At 72.6% G+C, this 10,365-nt stretch carries 11 protein-coding genes, 1 tRNA gene and 1 pseudogene; 8 read left to right on the forward strand and 5 right to left on the reverse strand.

What is annotated here, in order from left to right:
* Positions 1–186 precede the first annotated feature (186 nt).
* Positions 187–1,299 carry an FAD-dependent monooxygenase gene (locus OG618_RS25960; RefSeq protein ID WP_329489944.1) on the forward strand — a complete coding sequence of 371 codons (1,113 nt, stop codon included), beginning with the start codon at positions 187–189 and terminating at the stop codon, positions 1,297–1,299.
* A 60-nt stretch (positions 1,300–1,359) separates the two neighbouring features.
* On the opposite strand, the gene OG618_RS25965 is transcribed toward OG618_RS25960, so the two are convergent.
* The 3 genes from OG618_RS25965 to OG618_RS25975 form a co-directional block, all read right to left on the reverse strand.
* Positions 1,360–1,869, reverse strand: a complete 510-nt coding sequence (locus tag OG618_RS25965) for a hypothetical protein (RefSeq protein ID WP_329489945.1) — start codon at positions 1,867–1,869, stop codon at positions 1,360–1,362.
* Positions 1,870–1,951: 82 nt separating this feature from the next.
* Entirely contained in the window at positions 1,952–2,629 is a 678-nt protein-coding gene (locus OG618_RS25970; protein ID WP_329489946.1) for a response regulator transcription factor, read from the reverse strand.
* Positions 2,626–3,861, reverse strand: a complete 1,236-nt coding sequence (locus tag OG618_RS25975; RefSeq protein WP_329489947.1) for a sensor histidine kinase — start codon at positions 3,859–3,861, stop codon at positions 2,626–2,628. The genes OG618_RS25970 and OG618_RS25975 overlap by 4 nt, the downstream gene beginning before the upstream one ends.
* Before the next feature lie 132 nt (positions 3,862–3,993).
* Here OG618_RS25975 and OG618_RS25980 point away from each other — a divergent pair, with 132 nt between their 5' ends.
* The 3 genes from OG618_RS25980 (at position 3,994) to OG618_RS25990 (ending at position 6,454) form a co-directional block, all read left to right on the forward strand.
* A complete protein-coding gene (locus OG618_RS25980; RefSeq protein ID WP_329489948.1) occupies positions 3,994–4,914 on the forward strand; it encodes an ABC transporter ATP-binding protein in 921 nt (306 codons plus the stop codon).
* Positions 4,911–5,759, forward strand: coding sequence for an ABC transporter permease (locus OG618_RS25985; protein ID WP_329489949.1), 849 nt, complete (start codon positions 4,911–4,913; stop codon positions 5,757–5,759). Before OG618_RS25980 ends, OG618_RS25985 begins: the two co-directional genes overlap by 4 nt.
* Positions 5,760–5,935: 176 nt before the next feature.
* Positions 5,936–6,454 (forward strand): cupin domain-containing protein, encoded by a 519-nt coding sequence (locus OG618_RS25990; RefSeq protein ID WP_329489950.1) that lies wholly within the window; start codon positions 5,936–5,938, stop codon positions 6,452–6,454.
* Positions 6,455–6,642: 188 nt separating this feature from the next.
* On the opposite strand, the gene OG618_RS25995 is transcribed toward OG618_RS25990, so the two are convergent.
* Positions 6,643–7,137 carry an ATP-binding protein gene (locus tag OG618_RS25995; RefSeq protein ID WP_329489951.1) on the reverse strand — a complete coding sequence of 165 codons (495 nt, stop codon included), beginning with the start codon at positions 7,135–7,137 and terminating at the stop codon, positions 6,643–6,645.
* Between the two features lie 170 nt (positions 7,138–7,307).
* On the opposite strand from OG618_RS25995, the gene OG618_RS26000 reads away from it, so the two are divergent.
* From OG618_RS26000 to OG618_RS26015, 4 genes are all read left to right on the forward strand, one after another.
* A complete protein-coding gene (locus OG618_RS26000; protein WP_329489952.1) occupies positions 7,308–8,258 on the forward strand; it encodes a helix-turn-helix domain-containing protein in 951 nt (316 codons plus the stop codon).
* Positions 8,215–8,352: a DUF397 domain-containing protein gene (locus OG618_RS26005; protein ID WP_329492275.1), complete on the forward strand. Its 138-nt coding sequence runs from the start codon at positions 8,215–8,217 to the stop codon at positions 8,350–8,352. Before OG618_RS26000 ends, OG618_RS26005 begins: the two co-directional genes overlap by 44 nt.
* Positions 8,353–8,499: 147 nt before the next feature.
* Entirely contained in the window at positions 8,500–9,828 is a 1,329-nt protein-coding gene (locus tag OG618_RS26010) for an alpha/beta hydrolase (protein WP_329489953.1), read from the forward strand.
* A gap of 71 nt (positions 9,829–9,899) precedes the next feature.
* Positions 9,900–9,983: transfer RNA gene (locus tag OG618_RS26015), tRNA-Leu, on the forward strand.
* Between the two features lie 77 nt (positions 9,984–10,060).
* Here OG618_RS26015 and OG618_RS26020 read toward each other — a convergent pair.
* Positions 10,061–10,309, reverse strand: a pseudogene (locus OG618_RS26020) (RNA polymerase subunit sigma-24); the annotation flags it as partial.
* Between the last annotated feature and the right edge of the window lie 56 nt (positions 10,310–10,365).

Raw genomic sequence — 10,365 nt, forward strand, 5'->3', positions numbered from 1 at the left:
CCGGCCGAGATGCCTGCCGAAAGGCTTGCTGTACTAGCACAGATGCGGCCTAACCTGCTGGTCAGTCCCTTGCGTGCCTCTGAATTTACGCCGTACATTCAGAGCGTGAGCTGCGCGCGAGCAGCTTGCTTACAGCGTACAGACACAGGCGTCCGGGTGACCGGTCGCGAACAGGGGGAGTTCCTCATGCAGACCGTCCTCGTCTCCGGTGGCGGCATCGCCGGCCTCACCCTCGCCCACTGGCTGCGCCGCAACGGCTTCGCCCCGACGGTGGTGGAACTCGCCGCCGCCCCGCGCCGTGGCGGCCAGGCCGTCGACATCCGGGGCGTCGCACTCGACGTCGTCGACCGGATGGGTCTGACCGGGCCGATCCGGGCCGCCCGGACCCGGATGCGCGGCATGTCCGTCCTCGACGCCGACGGCAACGAGGTGCACCGCTCCACCGAGGCCACCTACAGCAGTGGCCGGCTCGACAGCGACGACGTCGAGCTGCTGCGCGAGGACCTCGTCGCCCTGCTGCACGAACACGCCTCCGAAGGCGTCGAGTTCGTGAGCGGCGACAGCATCACCGGGCTCCGGGAGGACGAGCACGGCGTGCACGTCACCTTCGCGCACGGCGCGCCCCGCACCTTCGACCTGGTGGTCGGCGCGGACGGCCTGCACTCCGGGGTCCGCAGGCTGGCCTTCGGCCCCGAGGAGCGGTTCCTGCGCCACCTCGGCTCCCACGTCGCCATCTTCGGCGCGGACAACTTCCTCGGCCTGGAGGACTGGCAGGTCTGGCAGCGCGACGGCCACGCCGGCTACGGCATCTACCCGGTGCGCGGCAACCGCGAGCTGCGGATCACCTTCGGCTACGGGAGCGACGAACCGGCCGTGCGCGACATGGCGGTGGCCAGGCGGCAGGTCGCCGAGCGGATGGGCGCGCTGCGCTGGGAGACGCCCCGGCTGCTGGCCGCGCTGGAGCGGGCGCCCGACTTCTACGCCGACGTGATGGCCCAGGTGCACCTCGACCGCTGGTCCGTCGGCCGGACCGCCCTGGTCGGCGACGCCGGGTACTGCGCCTCGCTGCTCTCCGGTCAGGGCACCAGCCTCGCGCTGGTCGGCGCCCATGTGCTCGCCGACGAGCTCGGGCGGGAAAGGGCGGCGGGCGGGGACCACCGCGCCGCCTTCACCCGCTACGAGGAGCGGATGCGCCCCTTCGTGGCCCTCAACCAGGCGCTGGCCACCGAGAACCCCGGCGGCCCGCCGGCCGAGGAGTCGGTCGAGCGGGCCAAGCACGCCATCGCCCTCGACCGCTGAGCGGCTCAGGCGCCGAGCGGGCGCAGGGGCAGGGGCAGGGGCTCAGGGTCGAGGAGGCCCCTAGAAGTCGCCCGCCCGGCGCAGGACGAGGTCGGCGACGGCCTCCCAGTGCGCGTCCGGCGCGGTCACGACGAGGTGCCCGGCGCCGCACGGCAGCGAGGCGCTGGTGCAGCCGTGGGACCGGTACCCCGCCACCCGGGTGGCGACCCCGTCCAGGCGGAGGGCGACCTCGTGGCGGACGGGCCCGAGGTCCTCCGGGAACGTCCCGTGGTCGATCCGCCCGGAGTTGGCGAGGAAGACCCAGAGCTCGGACTCGGGCGTGCTGAACGGCCGGACCCGGTGGCTCTTCGGCAGCGGCCGGGAGGTCTGGACGGTCGCCATCAGGTCGGTGCCGCGGTGGTAGCCGACGTCGAGGCAGTGGAGGAACCCGTCCGAACTCTGCCGCCCCAGCAGGGTGAACCACCCGGCCGGGGCGTCGCGGAGCACGGCGACCGGCTCGCCGAACTCCTCGGCGGTCTCCCGGTCGGGCGTCCGGATGCCGGGCGGGCGCCGGTCGTCGCTGTGGAACACGGCTCCCCCAAGTGTGTGCTGCACGGGCCGACTTGGCCCAGTACACCACGGCGGTCGGGTCCCCCGGGGCCGGGTCGGGCGGTCACCGGGACGGCGTGACCAGCCCGGCCTCGTAGGCGGTGATCACGAGCTGGACCCGGTCCCGGGCGCCCAGCTTGGCGAGCAGCCGCGACACGTGCGACTTGGCGGTGGCCACCGTGATGAAGAGGTCCTCGGCGATCTCGGCGTTCGACCGGCCGCGCCCGACCAGGGTCAGCACCTCCCGCTCCCGCTCGGTGATGCCCTCGACCGTCGGGGGCGGGCCCTCCGGGGCGGCCCCGGGGCGGGCGGCCCCCGGGCGCCCGACGAAGTCCGCGATCAGCCGGCGCGTCACGCCCGGCGCGATCAGCGCGTCGCCGTCGGCGACCACCCGGACCGCCGCGAGGATGTCGTCCAGCGCCATGTCCTTGACCACGAAGCCGCTCGCCCCGGCCCGCAGCGCGTCGTAGACGTGGTCGTCCTCGTCGAAGGTGGTCAGCACGAGGACGCGGGCCGTCGCCGGTCCGGCCGTGATCAGTCGGGTGGCCTCGATCCCGTCCATGCCGGGCATCCGGATGTCCATCACCACGACGTCGGGGCCCAGCTCGCCGACCAGCCGGACGGCCTCGGCGCCGTCGGCGGCCTCGCCGACCACCAGCAGGTCGGGGTGGTCGGCCATGATCACGCGCAGTCCGGACCGCACCAGCGGCTGGTCGTCGACGAGCAGGACGCGGACGCTCATCGGGCCACCGCCGTGACTCCGGCGGGCAGCGGCAGCCGGGCGGCCACCCGGAAGCCGCCCCCGGGGCGCGGCCCGGCGCTCAGCCGGCCGTGCAGCAGGGCGACCCGCTCCCGCATGCCCACCAGCCCGAAGCCGTGGTCCGGCCCGCTCGTGGCGGCGCCGCGCCCGTCGTCGACGATCTCCACCGACAGCTCCCCGTCCCCGTGATCGATGGTCACCCGGCAGTGCCCGGTGGCCGCGTGGCGGACCACGTTGGTCAGCGCCTCCTGGACGATACGGTAGGCGGACAGCTCGATCTCGGCCGGCAGCGGACGCCGCTCCCCCCGGTGGCGCAGGTCGACCCGCACCCCCGCGTCGGCCGTCGCCGCCACCAGCCCGTCGATGTCCGCCAGGCCCGGCGAGGGCGCGAGCGGCGCCCGCTTCGACTCCGCGGGGCCCGGGTCGCTCTGCCGCAGCGCCACCAGCGTGCGGCGCAGACCCGCCAGCGTCTCGCGGCTGGTGGCCTCGATGGCGCGCAGCGCCTCCCGGGCCTCCGCGGGCTGGGTCTCGATCACCCGGCTCCCGACCCCGGCCTGGATGGCGATGATGCCGATGCTGTGCGCGACCATGTCGTGCAACTCCCGCGCGATCCGGAGCCGTTCGGCGGTCACCGCCTCGGCCACCTCCTGCGAGCGCAGCGCCACCGCGTGCTCGCGGCGCTCGCGGACCAGCAGGCCGACGGTGCAGGCCGCGGCCGTCGCCAGGACGGCGATCACGGCGTTGGCGGTCAGGTTGTCCCCGTGGGCGAAGCCGCCGACCAGCAGCAGTTGGACGAGGGTGGACACGGTCACGGCGCCGATCCAGGCCCGGCGCGCACCGGTGGCGACGACGAAGCCCAGGAGCGCGTCCACCGCCAGGAAGGGCAGGAACTGGCTCTGGTAGGTCAGCGCCAGGTGCGGACCGCCGGAGTTCCCGGTGCCCACCACCACGAGGGCGGAGCCGAGGAGAGCCATCGTCAGCGCCAGCAGCGGCATCCTCCGCAGCACACCGACGAGCAGGCTCACGGCCAGCAGCGACCCGACGGCGTGCAGCGCGTGCGGAGCCCGCGGCGTGGCCCCCGCCAGCAGGGCCGTCGCGAGGACGTAGACGGAGCCGCCCACCCAGGCCGCGACCCGCGTGCCGGTCACCGGCACGGCGCCTCTCGGCCGGGGCGTGGGCGTGGCGGTGCGCGGGGTGATCGTTCCGACGTTCATGCGGCGAGGTTAGCCAGCGGTCGGCCACGCGGCATCGGCCCGGGGGCGTACGCCCGTGGGCGGATCCCGCCGACCGAGGTGTCGCCCCGGGCCCGATGCCCGGACGAGGTCCGCCCGGGCAGAGTCGACCTCGTGATCGAAGTCAAGGAACTCACCAAGCACTACGGCGGCAGGACCGCCGTCGACCGTCTCACCTTCACCGTGCGGCCGGGCCGGGTCACCGGATTCCTCGGCCCCAACGGTGCCGGCAAGACCACCACCCTGCGGATGATCCTCGGCCTGGACGCGCCGACGGCCGGCACCGCCACCGTCGGCGGCCTCCCGTTCCGCACGCACCCGCGCGGCCTGCGGCACGTCGGCGCGCTCCTCGACGCCAACCAGGTGCACGGCGGACGCAGCGCCGCGGCCCAACTGTCCGCCCTGGCCCGCAGCAACGGCATTCCGCTGCGCCGGGTCGACGAGGTGCTGCGGGAGGTGGGGCTGGCCGAGGCGGCGGCCCGCCGGATCGGCGGGTTCTCGCTGGGCATGAAGCAGCGGCTCGGGATCGCCACCGCCCTGCTCGGCGACCCGCCCGTGCTGGTCTTCGACGAACCGGTCAACGGCATGGACCCGGAGGGCGTGCTCTGGATGCGCCGACTGTTCCGGCGCCTGGCCGCCGAGGGGCGCACGGTGCTGCTGTCGAGCCACCTGATGTCGGAGATGGAGCACACCGCCGACGACCTCGTGGTGATCGGCCGGGGCCGGCTCATCGCCGCCGAGCCGGTCGGGGAGTTCGCGGCCCGCAGTACCGGCCGGGGCGTCGTGGTGGGCACCCGGCAGGCCGCCGAACTGGCGGCGGTGCTGACCGCCGCGGGCGGCTCGGTCGCACCGCCGGACCCGGCCGGTACCGGGAGGCTCACCGTGACCGGACTGCCGGCGGACCGGATCGGCGCGCTCGCCCTGGAGCACCGGATCCTGCTGGACGAACTGACCACCCGGAACGCCTCCTTGGAGGAGGCCTTCATGGAACTCACCGCCGACAGCGTCGAATACCTGGCAGGAGAGCCCCGATGACCACGTCCACGGCCGCCCCGGCGGCAGCCCACTCAGTCGCCCCCGCAGTCGTCCCGGCGGCTGCCTCTCCCGTGCGCTTCGGAGATCTGCTCGCCTCCGAGTGGATCAAGATGCGGTCGCTGCGCTCCACCCCGTGGGCGATCGCGGTCACCACGGTGTTCGTCATCGGCTCCGCCGTCGCGGCGACGATGGCGGCGCACGACGGCGACGCGGTCCCGGGCGCGCCCCGCGAGTTCCTCCCCTTCAACGCCTTTCCGGCGGCCGGGTACTGGACGCTGATGCTGGTCGCCGCCACGATGGGCGCCATCACCGTGGTGAGCGAGTACAGCAGCGGGCTGATCCGCACCACCACGGTGGCCGTCCCCGCCCGTGGCCAGGTGGTCCTGGCCAAGGCGGCCGTCACCGCCGCGCTGTGGACCGCGGTCGGCGCGGTGACCGCCGTCGGCTCCTTCCTGGCCTCCCAGGCCGTGCTGGGCGGGGGAGCCCCGGCCACCCACCCCGGGCTGGCCCGGGCCCTGGTGGCGTGCACCCTGGTGGCCCCGATCTGCGCCCTGGTCGGGCTGGGTCTCGGGGTGCTGATCCGGCACACCGCCACCACCGTGGTCACCGGGGTCTTCACGCTGGTGCTGCTGCCCCCGATGTTCTCGGAGGGCACGCGCTGGTCGGCGGACGTCAACCACCTGATGCCGTCCACCGCCTGGCGGCGCCTGGTCCAGAGCTGGCCGGCGGATCCCGACTCCCTCGCGTACACCGCGACCGTCCCCGGCTCGTGGGCCGTGTACCTGCTCTGGCCGCTCGTCGCCGTCGTGCTCGCGGTGGTCGTCGTGCGGCGCCGGGATGTCTGAGCAGCTGCTGCGGAGACCGTGTATGACGCCGAGTCAGGACAGGCGGCGTCCGAGAATTGACCCATGGAAGTGGGTCGGAAATGCACCCTGGCCCGGGTCTATCGACTGCGTAGAGTCGTAGACACAAGGCCACGGCGAGAGACCGGGGCCCACCACCCGAAACACGGAGAACGACTGTGAACACCGCTGCGAACCTCATCCCGGCCGCCGCCGACCTCAAGCCCGTGCTGACCCGCGCGGCCGAGGCCGAGACCACCAGTGACCCGAGCAGCGTGATGACCCTGCTGGCCGACTGCGGCACCGACGGCAGCTCGATCACCAGCTACCGCTCGACCTTCGCCAAGGGCGCGGTCGGCGCCCCGGCCCACTTCCACACCCGGGCCTCGGAGCTGTTCTTCGTGATCGACGGCTCGTTGCAGGTGCTGGTCGAGAACGAGATCAAGGTCCTCGGCGCCGGCGACCTGCTGCTCGTCCCGCCGCACACCCCGCACGCCTTCGCGGCGGCGCCCGGCTCCGAGGCCGACGTGCTCTTCGTCTTCACCCCGGGCATGCCCCGCTTCGACTACCTGCGCCTGCTCGGCCGGGTGATGCGCGGCGAGGCGAGCCCGCAGGAGATCAAGGACTCCTCCGAGCAGTACGACAACCACTACGTCGACAGCCCGCTCTGGCGCGCCACCCTCGACGCCGCGAAGTAACGGGCAGCGGTAGTCGTCGACCGGGGGAGGAGCGGCGAACGGGGTGGCAGCCCTCAGCGCCGCCACCCCGCCCGGGACTTGCGCCGCATGGGGCATCGGTACGCACGGGCCGATGGGTTGAGCCAAACCCCACGTTGGGGGGAAACCGTTGCGGGGCGCACGGTGAATGCGCCGGGGTGGCGCTGCCGTCAGACGGCGATGACGCCGGGAGCACGACCGAAGGCGGGACCGGTGTACTCGGGCCCGGGGGCGACCAGGGCCCAGACGAACTTGCCCACCCCGCCCGCACGCGGGCGGCAACCCCACCGGTCCGCGAGCTCGTTGACGAGGAGGAGGCCCCGCCCGTGCTCGTCGTCGGTGGCGGAGAGCCGGGCGGTCGGGCGGCCGGTGCCCGCGTCGTGCACCTCGATCCGGAGCCGGTCGGTGATCAGCGCGAACCGGACCTCGATCATGCGGTCCGGCGGCGCGTCACTGTGCTGGACGGCGTTGGCGAAGAGTTCGCCGAGCAGCAACTCGCCGACGTCCGAGTAGCGTTCGCCCTGCGGCATCCCGGCGAGATAGGCCCGCAGCATCAGCCGGGCCAGCGGAGTGCACGCGGGCCGGGAGTCCAGCCGCGCCGCGAAATCACGCGGTCGACGGTGCTGGGGGCCGAACAGCCGGCGGTCTACGCAGTTCTTGGACATGGCGTGGCTACCTCCTGGGGCGATGGGGGAGTGGAAGCGGCTCGCGGGACGGCGCGTGGTCACGCGGTGCAAGCAGAAGATTGCGTTCCGGCATCAATCATCGAGGGGACGGAGGTACGGTGACGACCAATTCGGCGTGACGGGGGGTCCCGCCACGAGAGGGGGCGGGGATGTCACATCGGAAGGGCCGCTCGGGGCCGACCGCCAGTTCGGCCGAACTGTTCGGCGAGGAGCTGCGGTTCGCCCGAGAGGCGGCCGGGCTCACGCAGGAGGAGCTGGGCAGGCTCCTGCACTGCGACCGGACGGTGGTCACCAAGTCGGAGGGCGGCAAGCGCAAGTTCCCGGTCGAGCTGCTGGAGGAGGCGGACAGGGCGCTGTGGACGGGAGGCCTGCTCGCCCGGCTGTACGAGCGGGTCGACTGGCATGCGGAGGTCGAGCACCCTGACTGGTTCCAGAGGTTCGTGGAACTGGAGGCTGCGGCAGTGGCCGAGAGAGTCTTCCAGTACGCCCGGATCAATGGGTTGCTCCAGTGCGAGGAATACGCCCGTGCGCTGTTCAGCCTGGGAGAGGCCCGTGACAATGCGGAGCTGCTTGCCGAGCGTGTGTCAGCTCGGCTGAGCAGGCAGGACCGCTTTCTCGCGTCCGACGGTCCGTTGCTGCTCGTGGTTCTCCATGAGAGCGCCATTCGCAATGTCACTGGAGGGCCGGGTGTCATGCGGGCCCAGATGGAGCACCTTCTCGCGATGAGCGACCGGCCCAACGTCGGCATCCAGGTGGCGCCCTTCCAGAATGCGGGGGTCAGGCTTCCATCTGTCTCAATGTTCCTTCTGGAGATGGCAGATGGGGTCGAGTGGCTCTACTCGGAGAGCCTCGTTCGAGGGCACTTCAGCGAGGAGCCGGCGGTCGTCTCGGAGCATCGGCGCGACTATGATCTCGTGCGCGGGGAAGTACTCTCGGCCAGCGACTCCCGCGCGCTGATCGCCGAGGCGATGGAGGAGTACCGGGATGACGAAGTCCGAGTTCGCCGCAGCCGCTTGGCTGAAGAGCAGCTACAGCGCCGATCACGGCGGCGAGTGCATCGAAGTAGCCCCCGGATTCCCCGGCCTCGTGCCGGTGCGTGACTCGAAGGACCCCGACGGGCCCGCCCTCCTCTTCCCCGCCTCCGCCTGGGACTCGTTCCTCGCCGCCGTCCGGGCCGGCGACTTCCCTGTCTGACCGGTCGGCCAACTCCGGTCATCCGCCAACTGCGGCCGAACAATCTCGATCACTCTGCGTGTTCCGCTGGTGCGGTGCGTGATCAAACCATTACGGTCACCAACTGTGCGCACGTGATCCCCGTTCGACTGGACCGAGGCGGTAGTCATGACACAGGAACCCCGGATCGACGTAGCCCTGACCCTCAAGGGGGGCCAGGCGGAACCCAGCCAGGCGGAGGTGGCGGAGCTCGCCGCCTCGCTGACGACCGACGTGTGGTTCGCCTCCGCGCTGGAGCGCTCGGCTCCCGGCGGGCGCCAGGCCGACGTGGTCTGGGAGCTGACCGGCGCCGAGTACAAGGGCCAGGCCGCGAAGGGCAAGGCGGCCGTCTACTACGCCAACCCGAAGCTCGGCCTGCGCAAGCCCTTCCTCTTCGCGGACGGCTTCAGCTACGGCCCGAGCAAGCTCCCCGAGCTGTTCGCGTACTTCAACCAGCCCTACGACGACAAGCAGGGGCTCTTCGACCAGCTGCTCGCCCGGGGCTTCGACATCGTCCTGCTCGGCTTCGAGGAGCGGCACACCCACATCCAGGCCAACGCCGAGGTCGCGATCGCGGCGATCCAGAAGCTGATCGACGAGCGGGTGGGCGACGAGCGGCTGACCGTCGGCGGGGTGAGCATGGGCGGGATCGTCACCCGCTTCGCGCTCGCCAAGCTGGAGACGCAGAAGATGGACCACCAGACGGAGACGTACCTCTCCTTCGACTCGCCCCACAACGGCGCGTGGATCCCGCTGGTGCTCCAGCAGATGGCCTACTTCTTCGAGGACTACACCCCGGCGGGCCCGGACGGCGCCAAGCAGGCCGACCTGATCCGCAGCCCCGCCGCCCAGCAGCTGCTCTGGGCCTGGGTGGAGAACTCCAAGTACTCCGGGCCGGTCGCCACCGCCAGCCCGCTGCGCGAGGAGTTCCTGGCGGACCTCAAGCGCTTCGACGAGTTCCCGTCGATCCCGCGCAAGCTGGGCGTCTCCAACGGCCGCCGCGACGGCGTCGGCCGCCCGCTGCCGGCGGGCGAGGTCGCCTTCGACTGGCAGGCCCTGATCGCCAGCGCCACGGCCCGCTTCCAGCCGGAGCGGGGCGAGGAGCAGCCGATCGGCGGCATGCACCTCGGCCTGGCGATGCGCCGCAGCACCACCACCGAGGTCCCGGCGCTGGACGGGGCGCCCGGCGGCACCCTGGACTCCTTCGGCAAGGTCGCGGACGCGCTGAAGGCGAAGATCTCCGAGGACTTCCGCAGCGGCGCCTTCGTGCCGTCCGTCAGCGCGGCGGCGCTGGACTTCGACCCGGTGCGGTGGAACGTCGACGTGAACCTCTCCATCACCGACGCGGACCTCGACCGGGGCCACCTGGACGAGGTCGCCTTCGACGACGACAACACCGTGCACAGCAACGGGTCCCCCGTGCTGCTGGACTGGATCGTGGAGCGCCTCGCAGGCTGATCCCGGCGGCCCCACTGACCTGGTTCGGAGCACCCGCGCGGATGGGCTACGATTTACCTCATCACCCAGATGCGCGGGTGGCGGAATAGGCAGACGCGCTGGATTCAGGTTCCAGTGCCCGAAAGGGCGTGGGGGTTCAACTCCCCCCTCGCGCACACTTGGTCGTCAGACCAGCAGACGGCCGGTCGGCCCGACTCACGTCGGGCCGACCGGCCTTCTCGTTGTCCCGGGGTCACCGCCTCGGGCGGCCGGCCTTCCGGACCTCGTCGTGGACGGCCCAGGCGTCGGCGACCGGGCCGAGGTGGCCGAGCTTGTCGGGGTTGAGCACCAGGCGGACGGCCTGGATCCGGCCGTCGAGCACGTCGAGCGACAGCGCCTGGAGCACCCTGCCGTCCCGGTCGCGGAGGATCGCGCCCGGCTGGCGGTTGACCTCGTGCGGCTCGCAGGTCACGTCGACCAGCGCCAGCCGGGGGAAGAAGGCGGCTGCAGGGCTTGCGGTGGTCGCGCTGCGCGGCGGTGCTCCGAGACCAGTCTCGG

The sequence above is a fragment of the Kitasatospora sp. NBC_01246 genome (genome assembly GCF_036226505.1).
Lineage (GTDB): Bacteria > Actinomycetota > Actinomycetes > Streptomycetales > Streptomycetaceae > Kitasatospora.